Origin of the sequence: Azoarcus sp. KH32C (assembly GCF_000349945.1) — a bacterium.
Taxonomy (GTDB): Bacteria; Pseudomonadota; Gammaproteobacteria; order Burkholderiales; family Rhodocyclaceae; genus Aromatoleum.
Window position 1 is genome coordinate 4,523,666 of record NC_020516.1, and the last position, 19,723, is coordinate 4,543,388.

23 protein-coding genes are annotated in these 19,723 nt (G+C 65.4%); 7 read left to right on the forward strand and 16 right to left on the reverse strand.

What is annotated here, in order from left to right:
- Positions 1-121 precede the first annotated feature (121 nt).
- A complete protein-coding gene (locus tag AZKH_RS20285) occupies positions 122-601 on the reverse strand; it encodes a glycine zipper 2TM domain-containing protein (RefSeq protein WP_015437671.1) in 480 nt (159 codons plus the stop codon).
- Positions 602-705: 104 nt separating this feature from the next.
- Entirely contained in the window at positions 706-1,335 is a 630-nt protein-coding gene (locus AZKH_RS20290) for a M48 family metallopeptidase (RefSeq protein ID WP_231874433.1), read from the reverse strand.
- A 396-nt stretch (positions 1,336-1,731) separates the two neighbouring features.
- Here AZKH_RS20290 and AZKH_RS20295 point away from each other — a divergent pair, with 396 nt between their 5' ends.
- From AZKH_RS20295 to AZKH_RS20310, 4 genes are all read left to right on the forward strand, one after another.
- Positions 1,732-2,358, forward strand: coding sequence for an acetate uptake transporter family protein (locus AZKH_RS20295; protein WP_015437673.1), 627 nt, complete (start codon positions 1,732-1,734; stop codon positions 2,356-2,358).
- A 10-nt stretch (positions 2,359-2,368) separates the two neighbouring features.
- Positions 2,369-2,923 carry a cache domain-containing protein gene (locus tag AZKH_RS20300; protein WP_015437674.1) on the forward strand — a complete coding sequence of 185 codons (555 nt, stop codon included), beginning with the start codon at positions 2,369-2,371 and terminating at the stop codon, positions 2,921-2,923.
- Between the two features lie 318 nt (positions 2,924-3,241).
- A complete protein-coding gene (locus AZKH_RS20305) occupies positions 3,242-4,057 on the forward strand; it encodes a formate/nitrite transporter family protein (RefSeq protein ID WP_041656445.1) in 816 nt (271 codons plus the stop codon).
- 57 nt (positions 4,058-4,114) lie between these two features.
- A complete protein-coding gene (locus AZKH_RS20310) occupies positions 4,115-5,854 on the forward strand; it encodes a bifunctional protein-serine/threonine kinase/phosphatase (RefSeq protein WP_015437676.1) in 1,740 nt (579 codons plus the stop codon).
- 37 nt (positions 5,855-5,891) lie between these two features.
- On the opposite strand, the gene AZKH_RS20315 is transcribed toward AZKH_RS20310, so the two are convergent.
- Positions 5,892-6,152, reverse strand: coding sequence for a hypothetical protein (locus AZKH_RS20315; protein ID WP_015437677.1), 261 nt, complete (start codon positions 6,150-6,152; stop codon positions 5,892-5,894).
- A gap of 148 nt (positions 6,153-6,300) precedes the next feature.
- Here AZKH_RS20315 and AZKH_RS20320 point away from each other — a divergent pair, with 148 nt between their 5' ends.
- Positions 6,301-6,585, forward strand: a complete 285-nt coding sequence (locus tag AZKH_RS20320) for a hypothetical protein (protein ID WP_015437678.1) — start codon at positions 6,301-6,303, stop codon at positions 6,583-6,585.
- Positions 6,586-7,030: 445 nt separating this feature from the next.
- On the opposite strand, the gene AZKH_RS20330 is transcribed toward AZKH_RS20320, so the two are convergent.
- Genes AZKH_RS20330 through cysE form a run of 6 tightly spaced genes read right to left on the reverse strand, consistent with a single transcriptional unit; the run spans position 7,031 to position 11,788 of the window.
- Positions 7,031-7,327, reverse strand: a complete 297-nt coding sequence (locus AZKH_RS20330; RefSeq protein ID WP_015437679.1) for a ferredoxin family protein — start codon at positions 7,325-7,327, stop codon at positions 7,031-7,033.
- Positions 7,324-8,622 carry an FAD-dependent oxidoreductase gene (locus AZKH_RS20335; protein ID WP_015437680.1) on the reverse strand — a complete coding sequence of 433 codons (1,299 nt, stop codon included), beginning with the start codon at positions 8,620-8,622 and terminating at the stop codon, positions 7,324-7,326. The genes AZKH_RS20330 and AZKH_RS20335 overlap by 4 nt, the downstream gene beginning before the upstream one ends.
- A gap of 10 nt (positions 8,623-8,632) precedes the next feature.
- Complete coding sequence (locus AZKH_RS20340; RefSeq protein ID WP_015437681.1) at positions 8,633-9,724, reverse strand: electron transfer flavoprotein subunit alpha/FixB family protein; 1,092 nt, start codon at positions 9,722-9,724, stop codon at positions 8,633-8,635.
- A 25-nt stretch (positions 9,725-9,749) separates the two neighbouring features.
- The gene (locus AZKH_RS20345) at positions 9,750-10,595 is read right to left on the reverse strand and encodes an electron transfer flavoprotein subunit beta/FixA family protein (protein ID WP_015437682.1); all 846 of its coding nucleotides are present in this window, start codon (positions 10,593-10,595) and stop codon (positions 9,750-9,752) included.
- A gap of 9 nt (positions 10,596-10,604) precedes the next feature.
- A complete protein-coding gene (nifW, locus tag AZKH_RS20350; protein ID WP_015437683.1) occupies positions 10,605-10,937 on the reverse strand; it encodes a nitrogenase stabilizing/protective protein NifW in 333 nt (110 codons plus the stop codon).
- On the reverse strand, positions 10,934-11,788 hold the full coding sequence (gene cysE / locus AZKH_RS20355) for a serine O-acetyltransferase (protein ID WP_156822138.1): 855 nt from the start codon (positions 11,786-11,788) through the stop codon (positions 10,934-10,936). Before cysE ends, nifW begins: the two co-directional genes overlap by 4 nt.
- Before the next feature lie 284 nt (positions 11,789-12,072).
- Between cysE and AZKH_RS20360 the strand changes: the two genes are divergently transcribed.
- A complete protein-coding gene (locus AZKH_RS20360; protein ID WP_015437685.1) occupies positions 12,073-12,375 on the forward strand; it encodes a hypothetical protein in 303 nt (100 codons plus the stop codon).
- Positions 12,362-12,691, forward strand: coding sequence for a hypothetical protein (locus AZKH_RS20365; protein WP_015437686.1), 330 nt, complete (start codon positions 12,362-12,364; stop codon positions 12,689-12,691). The genes AZKH_RS20360 and AZKH_RS20365 overlap by 14 nt, the downstream gene beginning before the upstream one ends.
- 65 nt (positions 12,692-12,756) lie before the next feature.
- Here AZKH_RS20365 and fdx read toward each other — a convergent pair whose 3' ends face one another.
- From fdx to accC, 7 genes are all read right to left on the reverse strand, one after another.
- Complete coding sequence (gene fdx / locus AZKH_RS20370) at positions 12,757-13,098, reverse strand: ISC system 2Fe-2S type ferredoxin (protein WP_015437687.1); 342 nt, start codon at positions 13,096-13,098, stop codon at positions 12,757-12,759.
- A 19-nt stretch (positions 13,099-13,117) separates the two neighbouring features.
- Positions 13,118-15,004, reverse strand: a complete 1,887-nt coding sequence (gene hscA, locus AZKH_RS20375; protein ID WP_015437688.1) for a Fe-S protein assembly chaperone HscA — start codon at positions 15,002-15,004, stop codon at positions 13,118-13,120.
- 41 nt (positions 15,005-15,045) lie between these two features.
- Positions 15,046-15,369 carry an iron-sulfur cluster assembly protein IscA gene (gene iscA, locus AZKH_RS20380; protein ID WP_015437689.1) on the reverse strand — a complete coding sequence of 108 codons (324 nt, stop codon included), beginning with the start codon at positions 15,367-15,369 and terminating at the stop codon, positions 15,046-15,048.
- Between the two features lie 10 nt (positions 15,370-15,379).
- Complete coding sequence (gene erpA, locus AZKH_RS20385) at positions 15,380-15,793, reverse strand: iron-sulfur cluster insertion protein ErpA (protein WP_015437690.1); 414 nt, start codon at positions 15,791-15,793, stop codon at positions 15,380-15,382.
- A gap of 38 nt (positions 15,794-15,831) precedes the next feature.
- The gene (iscU, locus tag AZKH_RS20390; RefSeq protein ID WP_015437691.1) at positions 15,832-16,257 is read right to left on the reverse strand and encodes a Fe-S cluster assembly scaffold IscU; all 426 of its coding nucleotides are present in this window, start codon (positions 16,255-16,257) and stop codon (positions 15,832-15,834) included.
- A 9-nt stretch (positions 16,258-16,266) separates the two neighbouring features.
- Positions 16,267-17,478, reverse strand: a complete 1,212-nt coding sequence (locus AZKH_RS20395; RefSeq protein WP_015437692.1) for an IscS subfamily cysteine desulfurase — start codon at positions 17,476-17,478, stop codon at positions 16,267-16,269.
- Positions 17,479-17,725: 247 nt separating this feature from the next.
- Complete coding sequence (accC, locus tag AZKH_RS20400; protein ID WP_015437693.1) at positions 17,726-19,717, reverse strand: acetyl-CoA carboxylase biotin carboxylase subunit; 1,992 nt, start codon at positions 19,715-19,717, stop codon at positions 17,726-17,728.
- Between the last annotated feature and the right edge of the window lie 6 nt (positions 19,718-19,723).

Here is a 19,723-nt window from a genome sequence, read left to right on the forward strand (position 1 = left end):
TGGCATTCACCGCTTTTATCGTCATCATTCCGCGACGACGTTGCCGATCAAGAGGTGCCGGCGGAACGCATTGCGCCTTCCGCCGGCAATCCGCGGACGCCGCTCGCGTCCGCCTCACGGCTTACGGTTCGTAGGGGTCTGCGATGCGCCCGCCCACAATACTCCCGACCACGGCTCCGACGGCAGTGGCCGCGACTCGCCCGCCGCCCCGGCCGAACTGATTTCCGATCACACCGCCGGCAATGGCGCCGACGGCCTGTCCGACAGCGCGGTTTCCGTCGTAGCGCTGATATGAGGCCGGGCGCTCGTAATAGCCGGAATAAGGACGCGGCTGCTCGTAATAGCGCACCTCGGGTTGCTGGTAGTAACGCACCGGCGCCTGCTCGTAGTACACGGGCCGGTCGCGATACTCGATGCGCTCGCGATACACGACGCGGGGCGCTTCGCGATAAATCACCGCAGGCTCCTCATACACGACTGCGGGCCTGTCCCGACGGTAATGGCGCTCGTAGCGGACGTCATCATCGCAGTCGCGGTACGCGAATGCATTCGCACTGAACACAGCCGAAACGACCAGCGCCGGAATCCAGAACCTGTTCATTTTTCGCTCCTGACGGAAGACTCATGGAGCGGTATGCCCCATGAGCCAATAACGTTCGTGCGGAAAATCCGGCACACCGGGCTGTGTTCGAATTTGTAAGGCGCTCACCGATCGGCGAGTGCGCGTGCTGCAGCGACCCGCTCTGCGCTGTCCGGGTGCGTGCTGAGGAAGGCGAAGCGTGGCGACTGGGCGCTGCCCCCGAGCTTCTCGAAAAACCGCACTGCTCCCTCGGGGTCGTAGCCCGCGCGACGCATCGATGCGATGCCGGCCTCGTCGGCGGCGCGTTCGTCATCCCGGCTGTAGCCCTTCTCGGTAAAGCTGGTCGCGAACTCGGCAAACAGGGGCGTCAGCGGGAAGGCCACCGCGGTCAGCAGAATGCTCGCCACCGCCACGATGCCGCCGGTTTCGTTCTGGCGCGAGCGCCGCTGTTCGGAATGCCTCAGGTTCAGGTGCGCGAGCTCATGGCCGATCAGCGCCGCCCACGCGGGCTCGTCCGGGCCGAGGAGTTCGACCATCCCCGTGTGGATGCCGATGGTCTCGCCCTGCGCGCTGCGCACCGCGAAGGCATTGGCCGTCGGATCGTCGATCAGCAGGTACTGCGGTCGCGCACCGGGCGTCACCGCTTCGACGCGTTGCGCGGCCTCCCAAGCCGCCCGCAGCGCTGCCGCATCGAGCCAGCGCACACCGCTGCCTACCGGCAGCCCGACCCGCGCGCCGTCAACGGATCCGAGCACGGCCAGCGGCCACGCCGACACAGTGCCAACGTGCCGCGACGCCCCGCGCGGCGCCTTGTCCATCGGGGGATGTCCCGGCGGTACATGTGGCTGTGTCGCGCAGCCCGAGGCCAGCGCGAGCAGCGCCATAAATGCACGTTGACGAACCGGGACGGAAACCTTGGCCATCCGCCTAGCATACACACAGTTTGTCAGGCCTGCCCTGCCACGATGAAATATCCACTTTCACTTGATGACAATTCAATTATCATATTGGCATTGCGTTTTGCATATCATGCAGGCAGCCGAATAACCGCGCCATGCTTCCCCTTGTCCCGCTCGGGCAACGGAGCGGAAGCCGGAAGCGCACCAGAGGGCGGCGGCCAAGAATTTCTAACGGGAGAGGGAGTGGCGAGTATGGCTGAACAGAAACTAGGCAATCCGGCCGTCGTCGGCCTTGCGGGCTTCGGTCTGACGACGATGATCCTGCAATTCCATAATGTCGGCTGGATGGGGATCGGACCCGTGATCTGGGTGGGACTGATCTTCGGCGGTCTGGCGCAGATGATCGCCGGCCTGCAGGAGATGAAAACCGGCAACAACTTCGGCTACTGCGCCTTCACGGCCTACGGTTGCTTCTGGATCGCGCTGGCCCTGATGCTGATCGGCAACCAGTTCAACATCTACGTCTCGAGCAAGACCGACATCGGCTGGTTCCTCGTCGCCTGGACCGCGTTCACCGCGATCCTGTGGGTCGGGTCGATGCGCATCCACAGTGCGCTGGCGATCACCTTCACGATGCTGCTGGGCGGCTTCGTCATGCTCGACCTGGCCCATTTCGGCTATCCGGAGCTGACGGTCGTGGCGGGCTACGAGCTGATGGCGACCGCGGCGATGGCTTGGTACATCATGGCTCACCTGATCTTCCTCGACCTCTTCGGACGCGATGTGCTGCCGGTGGGCCAGCCCTGGATCAAGGGACCGCGGCAGACGTCCGAACGCGGCGTCGTCTCGGTGCTGAAGGTCGGCGAGCGTACGGCCTGAGGGGACGCAGATGACCCGGGTTCGGATTCAAGCGCTGCTGTGCTCGCTTTTCATGCTCGCGGGGGCTGCCCTCGCCGCGCCGGTCGCCGAAGACTCGGCGACGCCGGAGGATGCGGTGACGAAGGTCTGGGCGGCGGCGAAATTCCTCCAGACCAAGGGCGTGTCGGGAATCGCCGCCTTCAATAGCAAGGACGGGCCCTGGGTCTGGAAGGACAGTTATGTGTTCGTGTTCGATTGCCGGCTCGACCGGATGGTGGCACACCCGCTGCGCCCCGATCTCGTCGGTCGTCCGATCCTGCAGGTCACGGACAACAACGGGCGCTACATCTTCGCCGAGCTGTGCAAGGCCGCCGCGCAGCCCCGCGGCGGCTGGGTGGAGTACGCATGGCCCAAGCCGGGCGCGGGCGGAGCCTCACGCAAGCTGAGCTACGCGGTGACGGCCGACATGGCTTTCTCGGCGGGCATCCAGGTCGGCGCCGGCATCTATGACGAAAAGCTGACGCCGGTGGCGCTCAACAAGATCGTCGAGACGTTGGCGGACCCGGACAAATACCCGGCCCATTGAGACTGGCCACGGGACGCGGCTGCTTGCACCAAAATCAGGCGGCCGCGCCCGCCGACGCCCCAAGCCGGGGCGAAGCTTCCGAAAATCCGCCCGAAGAAGGCGCCACCTGGCGCTATTAAAGGCGATGCTGTCTTTGGCACGTGACGTGCTTTGAAGCGATCAGATCGGGCCAACGGCGGCTTGATGCAGTTGCGGCGAGCGAGATGCCGCAACCACGCTTACAAAGGACAACGGCGTCCATTCCAGCTCTCCATGCGAGGGACGGGAATGGGCGTTTTTTTTCGTCTGCACGATTCACTCAAGACCCAAGGAAACGTCATGTCTTACATCGCGCCAGCAGAGTTCGTCACCAAGATGGTGGATGCCGGGGAATCCAAGATCTTCATGTCCACGCGGGACACCATCGTTCGCGCCTTCATGGCGGGCGCGATCCTGGCGATCGCCGCCGCGTTCGCGATCACGATCAACGTGCAGACCGGACAGCCGCTCCTCGGGGCCACGCTCTTTCCGGTCGGCTTCTGCATTCTTTATCTGCTGGGCTTCGACCTGCTGACCGGCGTATTCACGCTGGCGCCGCTGGCGCTGATCGACAAGCGTCCCGGTGTGACGCCGGCCGGCGTGCTGCGCAACTGGGCGCTGGTCTTCGTCGGCAACTTCGCCGGCGCGCTGACGGTGGCACTGATGATGGCGGTCATCTTCACCTTCGGCTTCACCGAGGCGCCCAACATCGTCGGCCAGAAGATCGGCACCATCGGCGAAAGCCGGACGGTCGGCTATGCCGCGCACGGCGCGGCGGGCATGCTGACCCTCTTCATCCGCGGCCTGCTGTGCAACTGGATGGTGTCGACGGGCGTCGTCGGCGCGATGATGTCGACCAGCGTGTCGGGCAAGGTGATCGCGATGTGGATGCCGATCATGCTGTTCTTCTACATGGGCTTCGAGCATTCGATCGTGAACATGTTCCTGTTCCCGTCGGGCCTGATGCTGGGCGGCAATTTCTCGATCTACGACTATATGGTCTGGAACGAGATCCCGACCGTGCTCGGCAACCTGCTCGGCGGCATCACCTTCGTCGGCCTGACGCTGTACTCGACCCACGTCCGCACCGCGCCCAAGCGCGTCGTCGCCCGCTAAGTCTCAGGCATCGGGAGGGCCGCGCTCCTTGTGGGGCGGCCCCTCTTGCCATCTGCGATGTCCAGCACGCTCGCGATCGCCGCCGGCCAGTTCTCCGACAAGGGCCGCAAGGAAATCAACCAGGATTTCCACGGCCTGTGCGTCCCTGCCGAACCGCAGCTGAGTTCGAAGGGCATCGCGATCGCGATTGCCGACGGCATCAGCAGCAGCGCCGTCGGCCACGTCGCGAGCGAATCGGCGATCAAGAGCTTCCTCGAGGACTACTACTGCACGTCCGAAGCGTGGTCGGTGAAGACCTCCGCGCAGCGCGTGCTGTCCGCGACAAATTCCTGGCTGTATTCGCAGACGCGCCAGAGCCAGTACCGCTACGACCAGGACCGCGGCTACGTCTGCACGCTGAGCGCACTGGTCATCAAGTCCGCGACCGCGCATCTCTTCCACGTGGGCGACAGCCGCATTTATCGGCTGCGCAATGGCCGGCTCGAACAGCTGACCGAGGACCACCGGCTGGTCGTGGCCGAAGACCAGAGCTATCTGAGCCGCGCACTCGGCATCGGCGCCCAGGTCGAGATCGACTATCGGACGCTGGACATCGAGCCGGGCGAGGTCTTCGTGCTGGCGACCGACGGCGTGTACGAACACGTGGCGCCGAGCTTCGTCATCGATGCCGTAAGGAACTTCTCCGACGATCTCGACAAGGCGGCCCGACGCATCGTGCACGAAGCCTACGCGCTAGGCAGCACCGACAACCTGAGCGTCCAGATCGTGCGCGTCGAGGCCCTGCCCGAGCAGACGGCGGACAAACTGTATCGACAGCTCGCCGAGCTGCCGCCGCCTCCGATCCTCGCGGCGCGGATGGACTTCGACGGTTACCGGATCGTGCGCGAAATCCACAGCAGCAGCCGCAGCCACATCTATCTCGCCGAGGACTTGGACACCGGCAAGCTGGTGAGCCTGAAGATCCCGTCGATCGACCTGCGCGGCGACCCGGCCTATCTCGAACGCTTCATGCTGGAGGAATGGATCGCGCGGCGCATCGACAGCGCGCACGTGCTGAAATCCTGCGCGCCGACGCGCAAGCGCAATTACCTCTATGTCGTCACCGAATACATCGAGGGTCAGACGCTCGCGCAGTGGATGACGGACCACCCCGCGCCGGAGCTCGAAACGGTGCGCGGCATCGTCGAGCAGATCGCCAAGGGTCTGCGCGCCTTCCACCGCATGGAGATGCTCCACCAGGATCTACGGCCGAACAACATCATGATCGACGCCACCGGCACGGTGAAGATCATCGATTTCGGCGCGACGCGCGTTTCCGGCCTGGCCGAGGCGGACTCGGCAAATCTGCAGCCCCACATCCTCGGCACCGCCCAATACACCGCGCCCGAGTACTTCCTCGGCGAAGCGGGCTCGCCGCGCTCGGATCTCTTCTCGCTCGGCGTGATCACCTACCAGATGCTGTCGGGACGGCGGCTTCCCTATGGCGCCGAGGTGGCGAAGTCGCGGACCAAGGCGGCCCAGCGGAAGCTGAAGTATGCCTCCGTGCTCGACGACACCCGCGAAATTCCCGCCTGGATCGATGCCGCCCTCGCGAAAGCCGTCCATACGAATCCGTACAAGCGCCATGAAGAGCTCTCGGAGTTCGTCCACGACTTGCGGCAGCCGAACGCGGCGCTTCTCGGCAAGGGCCCACCGCCGCTGATCGAACGCAATCCGCTGATCTTCTGGCAGGCGCTGTCGTTCATGCTGACGATCGCGCTGATTGTCGTGCTGGGGAGTCGGACGGTCTTGAAATAGCGCGCGCCCGGCGACAGACAGCCCGGACGCTTCCACTTCACCGCCTGAATTCGCGGAAGCCGGCGATGCGCGCGAGGTCGGCCTTCACTTGGTCGCGGGTGCGTTCGTACGTGATCTCGCGGCCCATGGCACTCCCGACATACGCGGCGCCGTTACGCGTCGGCGACAAGGTGCAACGCACGCTGTGGACGCCCTCACCCAGCACGACTTCGATCCTGTCCAGGCTCTTGTTCAAGACGACGACCTGTATTTCCTGGCCGCTGCTGACGACGCGTACCTTGATTTTCTCGTTGTTCATGGTCGATCCAGTCTGTTGAGCCGCGTCGCTGCAAAAGGCAGCGACCGGGTAGTGTAGCCTCCATTACCGTGGCGGGCATCGCCGCAAGGGTGCATCATGATCCATGACGTGAGGGACCGGCCTGCGGGATTTCCGCAAGGAGAGGGGCATGACGAACAGGATCACCATACGCGCAGCCGATGTGCAGGTCGGCGACCATATCTATGACGGTCCCGGAACCAACGTCCACCCGACGTTTGCATGGGAAACCGTCACCGGCGTCAAGCTGGTGGACGGATTGATCGTGCTGATCGTGGGCCGCCTCGATGCCGCCCAAGGCGAGTTCTGGTTCGAGCCGGACGAAGCCGTCACGATCATTCGCTACCCCCCGGAGGCACCGCAAGAACCCGCAGCCAAGCCGCACCGGAAGCACGGCCACGGGCATTCCGGATAGTCTGCGCGGCGCGCGACAGGGCGGCGGCACGGAATCGGGTACGCGTTAGGCCGCGGGAAGCGGCGTCACGAACGGCCTCTTGGGCGTCGCGAGGCGCCGAGTCCGGTCGCGCTCACCATATCGCCTCGGGCGCGAGCAGGCGTTCGACCGGCCGGCCTTCGACGAGGTGCTCGTTGAAGATCTCGGCGACGTCCTCCTTCTGCACGCCGCGGTACAGCACGCCCTCCGGATAGAAGCACGTTGGTGCCCTGGTCGCAGGGGCCGAGGCAGCCGCTGTAGGTGACGGCGACGGTGCTGTAGAGGTTGCGCTTCTGCAGCTCCTGCCAGAAGGTCTGCAGCACGTCGTTGGCCCCCTTGTGGGCACAGGCGCCACGCGGGTGGCCGGCTGGACGGTTCTGGGAACAGACGAAGACGTGTCTTTGCGGTCTGGGCATGTCGATGACTCCTAGCCGAACTTGAAGAGGATGCCGTAGCCGCCGCGCGGGTATTCCCACGCGACGTTGCGATGGTCGGTGCAGATCACGCGGCAGGTGCCGCATTCGAGGCAGCCGTCGGTGATCAGCGCGATCTGCCCGTTGCCTTCGGCCGTGTAGCAGCCCGCCGGGCAACACACGGTGCATTGCTGGCTCTTGCACTGGTGGGCGCAGACGTCCGGATCCTTGATCGCGATGTGGGGGCGGCCCGCGTCGACGCGATAGCGGTTCTGGAACAGTTTTTCCTCGATCTTGATGGCGGCACTCATTCGAAGGCCCTCCAGAGCTTGAAGGCGTCGCCCATCAGGCCGAAGAGCGAACGCTTGCGGGTGAATGTCTTGCGGATCTCGCGCTCCTTGGTCTTCTTGTCGATGCCGTCGACCTTGAGCATGGTGTGCGCCGCGCGATTGAGGAGTTCCGGGTAGTCGGTGAAGAACTGCGGATTGCGGTGGAAGATGCCGGGCATCTCGCTGTACTTCTTGAGGTCCTTCATGACGAAGCTGTCGTCGAGCTTGGCGCGGTAGCGGGAGAGATTGGTCGCGCTGCAGGCCTTGCCTTCGCCGAGGATCTCGATCGCGGTTTCGGCGGCGATCCGGCCGGTCGTCATCGCGAGATTGGAGCCTTCGCGATGCACGGCGTTCACGAACATCCCCGAGTCGCCGACGATCATCCAGCCTTCGCCATAGAGCTTGGGCATGGCCTTGTAGCCGCCTTCGGGGATCAGGTGGGCGCAGTATTCCTTCATCTCGCCGCCTTCGAGCAACGGCTGGATCGACGGGTGGGCCTTCATCTCTTCAAGGAGGCGGTAGGGCGAGCACTGCTGCGCCTTGAAGTCGGACAGCATGCAGCCGACGCCGACGGTGATCGAGTCCTTGTTGGTGTAGAGGAAGCCGGTGCCCATCATCCCTTTGGTGATCTTGCCGAACATCTCGATCACGACGCCTGCGCCGTCGGAGATGTTGAAGCGGCTTTCGACGACCTCCTCGGGCATGAAGTGGATCTCCTTCACCGCGAGCGCGACGTCGCCGGGGTCGAGCTCGGGGCGGAAACCGGCCTTGCGCGCGAGCACGGAATTGACGCCGTCGGCGAGGATCACGACGTCGGCGTAGATCGAGCCGCCTTCGCGGTCGGTGCGCACGCCGACGACGCGCTGGCCGTCCATCAAGAGATCCGTGACGGTCGTCTCGCAGATCAGCAGAGCGCCCGCCTGCTGCACCTTGCCCGAGAACCACTTGTCGAACTGCGCGCGGATGATCGTGTAGCGGTTGTACGGCGGCTTGTTGAACGCATTGGAGCGGTAGTGCGTGCCGACGAAGGAGTCATCGTCGAGCACCCACATGCGCTGCTCGATGATGTGGCGCTCGAGCGGCGCGTCGTCGCGGAAGTCCGGGATGATCCGTTCCAGTGCGTCGGCGTAGAGGATCGCGCCCTGCACGTTCTTCGAGCCGGGGTATTCGCCGCGCTCAATCTGCAGCACCTTGAGCCCGGACTTCGCCAGCGTGTAGGCCGCGGCGTTGCCGGAGGGGCCGGCGCCGACGACGATTGCATCGAATTTTTCAGCCATGATCTGCTCCTCAAACGGCGATCTTCGCCAAGGCGAGTTCCTGCCTGAAGACTTCGGTCAGCGCCGGCAGGATGGTCATGGCGTTGCCGACGATGCCGTAGGTGGCGAAGTCGAAGATCGGCGCGTTGGGGTCGGAGTTGATCGCGATGATCACGTCCGAGCCTTCCATGCCGACGCGGTGTTGCACGGCGCCGGAGATGCCGGCGGCGATGTAGAGCTTGGGCCGCACGGTCTTGCCGGACTGGCCGACCTGGCGGTCGAGCTCGACCCAGCCGGCCTGCACGACCGGGCGCGACGCGCCGACTTCGCCGCCGAGCACCGCGGCGAGATCCCAGATCAGCTGGAAGTTCTCGGGCTTCTTCATGCCGCGGCCCCCGGCGACGATGACGTCGGCAAAGGGCAGCTGCGGCTTGTCCTGGCGCGCGTCGGGGATGTAGTCGAGCACCTTGGTGACGATGTCGGTCTCGATCAGGTGCAGCGGATGCTCGATGATGCGGCCGCGGCGCGAGGCGTCGCGGTCCGGCATCGCCATCACGCGCGGGCGCACGGTCGCCATCTGCGGCCGGTAGTTCAGCGTCAGGATCGTGCACAGCAGGCTGCCGCCGAAGGTCGGGCGCGACGCGGCGAGGCTGCGGTTGTCCGGGTCGATGCGCAGCTCCGTGCAGTCGGCGGTGAGGCCGGTCTGCAAGGTCGTCGCGACGCTGCCGGCGAGGTCGCGGCCCTGGGTCGTCGCGCCCAACAACAGGATCTCGGGCTGGTAGGTATTCACCAGCTCGGTGAGCCCCTTGGTGAAGGGTTCGTTGCGGTAGTTGGCGAGGACCGGGTCCTCGATCAGGTAACAGGCGTCGGCACCGTGGAAGAAGGCCTCGTCGCAGAAGCGCCGCGTCCGCAGTCCGGGGGCGCCGAGCACCACCCCGAACAGCTCGACGCCGAGGTTGTCAGCAAGTTTGCGGCCTTCGCCGAGCAGCTCCCACGACACCGGATGGACTTCGCCCTGCTCGTGCTCGACGAACACCCAGACGCCCTGGTAGGCCTTCAGGCGCTCGTCCAGCTCGTACTTGCCCTTGGCCGGTTTGCGCGCCGGCGCGCTCGCTTCGCTCATGATGTTCTCCGTCGTTCGCCGGCCTTCAGGCCAGCTTCTTCACCAGGCCGTCGCGCAGCTTGGCGTGCTGCGTGAAGAACTTGCCCACCACGGTTAGCGCGATATCGCGCGGCTGGTCGCTCTCGGTCTCGATCATCTCGGCTTTCTGCTCCTTCGCCTTGGGCGCGAAGACCTTGCTGACGACGGTCGGCGAACCCTTCAGGCCGATCTTCGCGACGTCCTCGATACCGGCCTGTTCGCGGTTCCACACGCGGACCTCGGCGCGCGCGGCGCGGAACATGTTCTCCATGCTCGCGAAGCGCATCTCGTTCGTGCCTTCGAGCATCGTCACGAGCGCCGGCAGCGTCGTCTGCAGCACCTGCACGCCGCCCTCGGCGCGGCGCTGCACGCGGATCTCGCGCTTCGCCAGATCGACGCCGTCGACCTGCGAGACGTAGGTCAGCAGCTGCAGGTCGAGCCGCTTCGCGATGCCGGGGCCGACCTGCGCGGTATCGCCGTCGATCGTCTGCTTGCCGCAGAACACGAGATCCACCGCCTCGTTCTCGCCGATCTTGCGGATCGCGGCGGCGAGCGCGTAGGAGGTCGCGAGCGTGTCGGCGCCGGCGAAAGCGCGGTCGGTGACGAGGATCGCCTCGTCGGCGCCGAAGGAAACGCACTTCCGGAGCGCCGCCTCCGCCTGCGGCGGGCCCATCGTCAGCACCGTCACGCGGCCGCCGAACTGGTCCTTCAGGCGCAGCGCCTCTTCGAGCGAGAACAGGTCGTAGGGATTGACGATCGCAGGCACGCCCTGGCGCATGATCGTGTTGGTCACCGGATGCACGCGGATCTGCGCGCTGTCCGGGACCTGCTTGATGCAGACGACGATGTGCATGGCGCTCTCCTATTGGCTCGACGGCAGCGTCGTGCGCAGCGAATCGAGGCTCACGCCGCGCGCCCCACCCGCCTCCTGGAAGACCTTGAAGACCTTTTCCTCGGCCGGCGTCGAGCGCACGAAGTCGTCATAGGCGCGCGCGAGCAAGCCCTGGTAGCGCTTGTAGAGCTCGGTCTCGTCGGATGCGGCGAGCGTCTTCTCCTGGCGCAGGTACTGATAGAAGCGCTTCAGGATGTGCAGCCGGTTCACGTTGACGATGGCCTGCTGGTAGGGCACGGCGAAGAAATCGAGGAATTCCTCGGCGGCCGAGAGGTTCGACAGGCGCTCGGTGAGGGTGCTCATGGTCTTTCTCCTGCGGGTGAATGGGCGCGCCGGGGCAGCGGCGCGACGGTGAAGGGAACCGCCGAACCGGGCTGGACTACAGGCTGGAAGGCGGGCTGCACGCAATGGTCGTCCGACTCGCAGCCTTGGCAGCCCGCCTCCCCCACTTCCAGGTTCCCCGCGGCGACGCGGCGTTCGAGATCGGCGATGCGGTCGAGCAAGCAGCCGATCGCCTTGCCGACCGGATCGGGCATCAGGTGATGGTCGAGATCGATGCCCTGCGCCGTGATGCGGCGTCGGTTCTTCGGCAGCACGGTCCGGCCCGGGATGCCGACGACGGTCATCCCGGCGGCGACGTCCTCGATCACGACCGAATTGGCCGCGACGCGCACGTTGTCGCCGACGCTGATCGGCCCGAGGATCTTCGCGCCCGCGCCGACGACGACGCCGCTACCGAGCGTCGGATGGCGCTTGCCGGGGTTCCACGAGGTGCCGCCGAGCGTGACGCCGTGGTACATCGTCACGTCGTCGCCGATCTCGGCCGTCTCGCCGATCACGACGCCGCAGCCGTGGTCGATGAAGAAGCGGCGGCCGATCCTCGCGCCGGGGTGAATGTCGACCTGCGTGAACATCCGCGCGAGGTGGCTCAAGAGGCGCGCCGGATAGCGGAATCCCCGCTGCCACAGCGCGTGCGCGACACGGTGCGCGGCCAGCGCATGGACACCCGGGTAGATCGTCAGCACTTCGAGCCGGTTGCGTGCCGCCGGATCGCGGGCGAAGACGCAGGATACGTCCTCGCGCAGCAGCGCAAGGAGCCCCGGCGTGGGCGCCACGACCGGTGCGAGCGTCGTGCAGTCGGAGAGCGCGCTCATGGGCGAGCTCCGTTCGTCTCTGCGCTGCCGTCGCGTCGGGTGATGTGCTTGGAGCTGCGAGTCATGATCTGCCTCGTTGCCGGTGATTGTCCCGACAATCATTCAGCAAGTCATGTGCCACAGAATATTTTATTTGTTTTCAGATAGTTATCCATACGCCGACTTCACCATGCAGTGCACAAAAGATGCATTGTGCGGTTTGTCGGGATTGCAGGGTGGGTAGGGCGAGATCTAAGTGGATGCCGCGCCCGAATTTGATGACAAAAGGCACACATCAGCGTAGCATGGTCACCATGAAACCATTCCGCTGGAGTCCGGAGAAGAACGAGGTCCTCAGATCCGACCGGGGTATTTCATTCGAAAGGATCGTCGTCGCAATCGAGTCCGGCGGACTGATCGACATTCTGGCGCACCCGAATCAGGCGAAGTACCCGAGGCAACAGGTCCTGGTTGTCACCTGTGACGACTACGCGTATCTGGTGCCGTTCGTCGAGGAAAGTGATTATTTCTTTCTGAAGACCATCATCCCCAGCCGCAAGGCGACACGGGATTATCTGAAGCAAGGTGAAGCAGATGCCGAGAATTGACGCTGAAGAACTTGAAATTCTCGATGCCTACGAGAAGGGGCAGTTGAAGTCCGTCGCAACCAAGGCGGAAATCGCGAAATTCAAGGCCGCCGCGCGGGCGACCGCGATCAAGGATCGCCGGGTCAATATCCGCCTGTCTTCCGGCGACCTGAACGACATTCAGGTCAAGGCCCTCGAGGAGGGGATTCCTTACCAGACCCTCATCGCGAGCGTGCTGCATAAGTACGTTACCGGCCGCTTGACCGAGCAGCCCAAAACGGTCGCGAAGCCAGCGGGTGGGGCCACCGAAAAGCGGCGTACCCCGAAGCACAGCTGAAACGGGAACGGCCCCGTCGAACACTCAGGGCCGGATTTCGTCCCGCACCTCGAAGAGACGCACAATCAATCGTGCGTCTCCCGCGCCAGGTTCCGCGTGTATCGCGGCAACTCCACGACGAGATTCTCGCCGCGAATCACGACTTGGCACGCGAGGCGCGATTGCGCCTCCAGCCCCCACGCGCGGTCGAGCTGGTCTTCCTCGTCGGAGGACGCCGGCGTCAGCGACGCGAAGCCTTCGCGGATCACGACGTGGCAGGTCGCGCAGGCGCAGGATTTCTCGCACGCATGCTCCAGCGCGAGGCCCTGTTTGAGCAGCGCGTCGCACAGGAAGGTGCCGGACTTCGCCTCGAAGACGGCGCCTTCGGGGCTCAGCGTCGCATGCGGCAGCAGCGTGATGCGCGGCATGGAGGTGTCCTTGTCGGGCTCAGACGAGCTTTTCGAGCTGGTCCAGCCGGTGGCCGGAGAAGGCGCGCTGGACGCCCACGTTCATGCGGCGGGCGGCGAATTCGGTGGTCGCGCGGTTGAGGGCGTCGGTCGCCTGGCGCAGCGCGGCGAGGCTGTCGGGGTTATGCACTTCGAGCAATTCGCCGACGGCGTACATCGCCTGCGCGATCGCGGCGCGTTCGGGCGGCGCAAGCAGCGCGTGGCCGTCCTCGGCGAGCGCTGCTTCGGTCGCATCGAGCAGGCGCCGCGCATCGACCTGGGCCTCGCGCACCATGCGCTGCTGCAGATCGTCCTCGGCGCGCGCCTGCGAGTCTTCGAGCATGCTGGCGATCTGCGTGTCGGTGAGGCCGTAGGACGGCTTCACGACGACCGAGGTCTCGACGCCGCTGCTCTGCTCGCGCGCCAACACCGACAGCAGGCCGTCGGCGTCGACCTGGAAGGTCACGCGAATGCGCGCCGCGCCCGCGACCATCGGCGGGATGCCGTGCAACTCGATCTGCGCGAGCGAACGGCAATCGGCGACGAGCTCGCGCTCGCCCTGCAGCACGTGGATCGCCATCGCCGTCTGGCCGTCCTTGAAGGTCGTGAATTCTTGCGCGCGCGCAACGGGGAGCGTGGAGTTGCGCGGGATGATCTTCTCCATCAGCCCGCCCATCGTCTCCAACCCGAGCGACAGCGGGATCACATCGAGCAGCAGCCAGTCGTCCTCGCCGCGATTGCCGGCGAGCACGTTCGCCTGCATCGCGGCGCCGAGCGCGACGACCTGGTCGGGATCGAGATTGGTCAGTGGCTCGCGGCCGAAGGCCTTTGCGACCGCCGCGCGCACGTGGGGCATGCGCGTCGCGCCGCCGACGAGCACGACGCCGCGGATCTCGTCCACCGCGAGGCCTGCGTCGCGCAGCGCCCGACGCGCCGGTTTCAGCGTGCGCTCGACCAGATCCTGCGTGATCGCAACGAAGGTCTCGCGCGACAGGATGAGATCGACGGGGTCGTCCGTTCCCATCGGTACGCAGATCACCGCCCGGTCGGCCGCCGACAGCGCTTCCTTCGCCGCACGGCAGCGCGCGAGCAGGGTCTGCAGGTCCTGCGGCGACGGCTGGCCGAGGCCGACCTCGGCGCGCGCCCAGGCGGCGATGCGGTGGTCGAAGTCGTCGCCGCCCAGCGCGGCATCGCCCCCGGTCGAAAGCACCTCGAAGACGCCGCGCGAGAGCTTCAGGATCGAGATGTCGAAGGTGCCGCCGCCCAAGTCATACACGGCATAGACGCCCTCCGCCGCGTTGTCGAGGCCATAGGCGATCGCGGCAGCGGTCGGTTCGTTCAAGAGGCGCAGCACGTCGAGGCCCGCGAGCCGCGCCGCGTCCTTCGTCGCCTGGCGCTGCGCGTCGTCGAAGTAGGCCGGGACCGTGATCACCGCGCCGACGAGCGCCCCGCCCAGGCTCGCCTCGGCGCGTTCGCGCAACGTGCGCAGCACTTCAGCGCCGATCTCGACCGGGCTCTTCGCGCCCGCGACCGTCTCGACCCGCACCATGCCCGGCGCGTCGACCAGGCGGTAGGGCACCGTCTGCCCGCCCCGCTCGACGTCAGCGAGCCCGCGCCCCATCAGCCGCTTCGCCGACGAGATCGTGTTCAGCGGATCCTCGCTCTGGCGCGCGAGCGCGTCCTGTCCCGTCGTCACGTCGCCATCCGCGTGAAAGCGCACGACCGAAGGCAGCAGCATCCGACCTTCGGCGTCGGGGATGACCGCCGCGCTGCCGCTGATCACGCTCGCGACGAGCGAATTGGTCGTGCCCAGATCGATGCCGACCGCCAGCCGGTGCTGGTGCGGTGCGGCGGAGCGGCCGGGTTCGCAGATCTGCAGGAGGGCCATGTTTCGTTTCCTAGGGGGATGGGATGGACGAGGCGGGTCGCTCAGACGGTGAAACTCTCGCCGCAGCCGCACTGGTCCTTGACGTTCGGGTTGTGGAACTTGAAACCTTCGTTGAGCCCTTCGCGGACGAAGTCGAGCTCGGTGCCATCGAGATAGATGTGGCTCTTGCGGTCGACGAGCACCGTCACACCGTGGCTCTCGAACTTCAGGTCGTCGGCATCTTCCTCGTCGACGAACTCCAGCGCGTAGGCCATACCCGAACAGCCGCTGGTCTTGACCGCGAGGCGCAGACCGACGCCCTTGCCACGCTTGGCGAGGAAGGCATTGACGCGGCGGGCGGCGGTTTCGCTCAATGTGACGGACATGATTCGCTCCTCAGACGGAGAAGGAACTGCCGCATCCGCAAGTGGACGTGGCGTTCGGGTTCTTGATGACGAAGCGCGAGCCTTCGAGGCCGTCCTCGTAGTCGATCTCGGCGCCGGCGAGATACTGGAAGCTCATCGCATCGACGACGACCTGCACGCCGCGCCGCTCAACCGCGACGTCGTCCTCGGCGACCGCCTCGTCGAAGGCGAAGCCGTACTGGAAGCCCGAACAGCCGCCTCCGGAGACGAAGATCCGCAGTTTCAGACCGGGATTGCCCTCCTCGTCGATCAGCTCGCGCACCTTGTCGGCGGCGGCGTCGCTGAAGACGAAGGGCAGCTCGTCGGAGGCGGGCGCGTCGAGCGTCGCACAGGTGGCGGGGGACGAGGGCTTGCAGGTGGAGGTCGGGGTGGCGCAGCTGGACATGGGTCTCTCCTTCGGGCGTCGGGGCGGACGGATGGGGGTCAGGCGGTGGCCGGTTCGCAGGCCGGGAATTCGGAGGACTGGGCAGGCGACTGCTTGGCGCGGTAGTCCGCCACCGCCGCCTTGATCGCGTCCTCGGCGAGGATCGAGCAGTGGATCTTCACCGGCGGCAGCGCGAGCTCCTCGGCGATCGCGGTGTTCTTGATCGCGAGCGCCTCGTCGAGCGTCTTGCCCTTGACCCATTCGGTGACGAGCGAACTCGATGCGATCGCCGAGCCGCAGCCGTAGGTCTTGAACTTCGCGTCCTCGATCACGCCGTCCTTACCGACCATGATCTGCAGCTTCATCACGTCGCCACAGGCCGGCGCGCCGACCATGCCGGTGCCGACGCCGGCTGCGGCCGTGTCGAGCGAGCCGACATTGCGCGGGTTTTCGTAGTGGTCCAGAACCTTGTCGCTGTATGCCATTTTGATCTCCTAATGCGCTGCCCATTGCACGGAATCGAGGTCGATGCCGGCCTTGTACATGTCCCAGAGCGGCGACAGCTCGCGCAGCTTGCCGACCTTGTCGCGGATCAGGCGGATCGCGAAATCCACCTCCTCGACGGTCGTGAAACGCCCGATGCTGAAGCGGATCGAGCTGTGCGCGAGTTCGTCGGAAAGTCCCAGCGCACGCAGCACGTACGAGGGCTCGAGGCTCGCCGAGGTACAGGCCGAGCCGCTCGAGACCGCGATCTCCTTGATCGCCATCAGCAGCGATTCGCCTTCGACGTAGTTGAAGCTGATGTTCAGGTTGTGCGCGACGCGCCGTTCGAGGTCGCCGTTCACCGACACGGCTTCCATGTCGGCGAAGCCCGCGAGTAGGCGGTCGCGCAGCATGCGGATGCGCTCGTTCTCCGCGCCCATCGTCTCCCGCGCAATGCGGAAGGCCTCGCCCATGCCGACGATCTGGTGCGTCGCGAGCGTGCCGGAACGGAAACCGCGCTCGTGCCCGCCGCCGTGCATCTCGGCCTCCAGGCGCACGCGCGGCTTACGGCGCACGTAGAGCGCGCCGATGCCTTTCGGGCCGTAGGTCTTGTGCGCCGAAAAGCTCATGAGGTCGACCTTGAGCGTCGAGAGATCGATGTCGACCTTGCCCGTCGCCTGCGCTGCATCGACGTGCAGCAGCACGCCGCGCTCGCGGCATATCTCGCCCATCTCGGGGATCGGCTGGATCACGCCGATCTCGTTGTTCACGAACATCACCGACGCGAGGATCGTGTCCGGACGGATCGCCGCGCGGAAGGCGTCGAGATCGACGAGGCCGTTCGCCAGCACGTCGAGATAGGTCACCGAATAGCCCTGGCGCTCCAGCTCGCGCATCGTGTCGAGCACCGCCTTGTGCTCGGTCCTCACCGTGATCAGGTGCTTGCCCTTGCCCGAATGGAAGCGCGCAATGCCCTTGATCGCGAGGTTGTTCGATTCGGTCGCGCCCGAGGTCCAGATGATCTCGCGCGGATCGGCGCCGACCAGCGCCGCGACGTCTTCGCGCGCCGCCTCAACCGCCTTCTCGGCATCCCAGCCGTAGGCGTGCGAGCGGCTTGCGGGGTTGCCGAAAAGCTCCGTCAGATACGGAATCATCTTTTCGGCCACGCGCGGATCGACCGGCGTGGTGGCTGAGTAGTCCAGATAAATCGGTGTTCGGCTCATCCTCGGCTCCGGTAGCGTTCGCTGTCGTCTGGCCAGCTGTCGCCTACCTTCCGCAAGGACCGTACCAATCACACCAACGTGCCTAAACATCTGAATTGACGCGTTTTGTCTGGACTGCGACAACGCAACGACAATCCCGCTTTGTCGCGTTTGTCGACTTTTGTGCACTGCGCAACAAAAAAGGCCTGCTCGCGCAGGCCTTCTTCCTCATGCCGACTTGCCACCGCTCGCGCAGTGGCATCCGCGATCATTCGAACTCGATGATCACCTCGTCGACCGACAGGCTCGCGCCCGGGCTCGCGACGAGCTTCTTGACCTTGCCGTCCTGCTCGGCCTTCAGCACGTTTTCCATCTTCATCGCTTCGATAATCGCAAGCTTCTCGCCGGCCTTCACTTCCTGGCCTTCGGCGACACAGATGTCGCGCAGCAGGCCCGGCATCGGCGACAGCAGGAACTTCGACATGTCCGGCGGCAGCTTCTCGGGCATCAGCGCGAGCAGTTCGGCCGCACGCACCGTCATCACGATCGGCTCGACGAACAGGCCGAAGTGCGAGATGCGATAGCGCAGGCCGCGGCGTTCGATCTGCAGGCAGATCGGCGTGCCGTTGACCGTGCCCTGGAACAGCAGGTCGCCGAAGGTCCAGTCGGAGACGATGCGGTAGGTCTTGTCACCATAGGTGATTTCCATGCCGCTATCGACGCGCTGGACAACCACCGGGTACTGCTTGCCGCCCATCACGACCACCCACCGGCTGCCGACCTTGCGGCCGTGGCCGGCGAGCTGGCCGTCGATCTGCACCGCGCGGTCGATGTAGCGCAGGCGCGCGAAAGTCGCGACCGCCGCGAGCAGCGCCGGATCGTCGTGCGGCACCATCGAGGCGTCGAAGCCCTGCGGGTACTCCTCGGCGATGAAGCCGGTGTTGAAGTGGCCCGAGCAGAAGCGCGGGTGCTGCAGCAGCGCCGCCTGGAACGGGATGTTCGAGCTGATGCCGCGGATCACGAAGGCGTTCAGCGCGTCGCGCATGCGCTCAATCGCCTGCTCGCGGGTCGCGCCGTGCACGATCAGCTTCGCGATCATCGAGTCGTAGTACATCGAGATCTCGCCGCCTTCATACACGCCGGTATCGACGCGCACCTGGCCCGGGACTTCCTTCGGCGCCTGGAACTTCACCAGCCGCCCGGTCGAGGGCAGGAAGCCGCGGAACGGGTCTTCGGCGTTGATCCGGCACTCCATCGACCAGCCGTTGATCTTGACGTCGGCCTGGGTGAGGGGCAGCTTTTCGCCGTTGGCGACGCGGATCATCTGCTCGACGAGGTCGAGGCCGGTGATGAGTTCCGTTACCGGGTGCTCCACCTGCAGGCGGGTGTTCATCTCAAGGAAGTAGAACTCCTTGGTCGCGCCGCTGACCACGAACTCGACCGTGCCGGCCGATTCGTAGTTCACTGCGCGCGCCAGCGCCACCGCCTGCTCGCCCATCGCCTTGCGCATTTCGGGGTCGACGAAGGGGCTCGGTGCCTCCTCGATGACCTTCTGGTGACGGCGCTGGATCGAGCAATCGCGCTCGTTCAGATACACGTAGTTGCCGTGCGAGTCGCCGAGCACCTGGATCTCGATGTGGCGCGGCTCAAGCACGTACTTCTCGATGAACACGCGGTCGTCACCGAACGAATTCTTGGCTTCATTGACGCACGACGAGAAGCCTTCGAAGGCCTCCTGGTCGTTGTACGCAACGCGCAGGCCCTTGCCGCCGCCGCCGGCGGAAGCCTTGATCATCACCGGGTAGCCGATTTTCTTGGCGATCTCGACCGCCTCGGCCGGACCGGAGATCGCGTCGTTGTAGCCAGGAATCGTGTTCACGCCGGCTTCGATCGCGAGCTTCTTCGACTCGATCTTGTCGCCCATCTTCGCGACCGAGTAGTGCTTCGGCCCGATGAACTTGATGCCTTCCTCTTCGAGACGGCGCGAGAACTCGGCGTTTTCCGACAGGAAGCCGTAGCCCGGATGGACCGCCTCGGCGCCGGTCTGCTTGCAGGCGGCGATGATCTTGTCCATCACCAGGTAGGACTCTTTCGACGCCGCCGGTCCGATGTACACGGCCTCGTCCGCGAGCTCGACGAAGAGCGCGTCCTTGTCGGCCTCGGAATGGACGGCGACGGTGGCGATGCCCATCTTGCGGGCGGTCTTGATCACGCGGCAGGCGATTTCGCCGCGGTTTGCAATCAGGATCTTCTTGAACATGTCTTT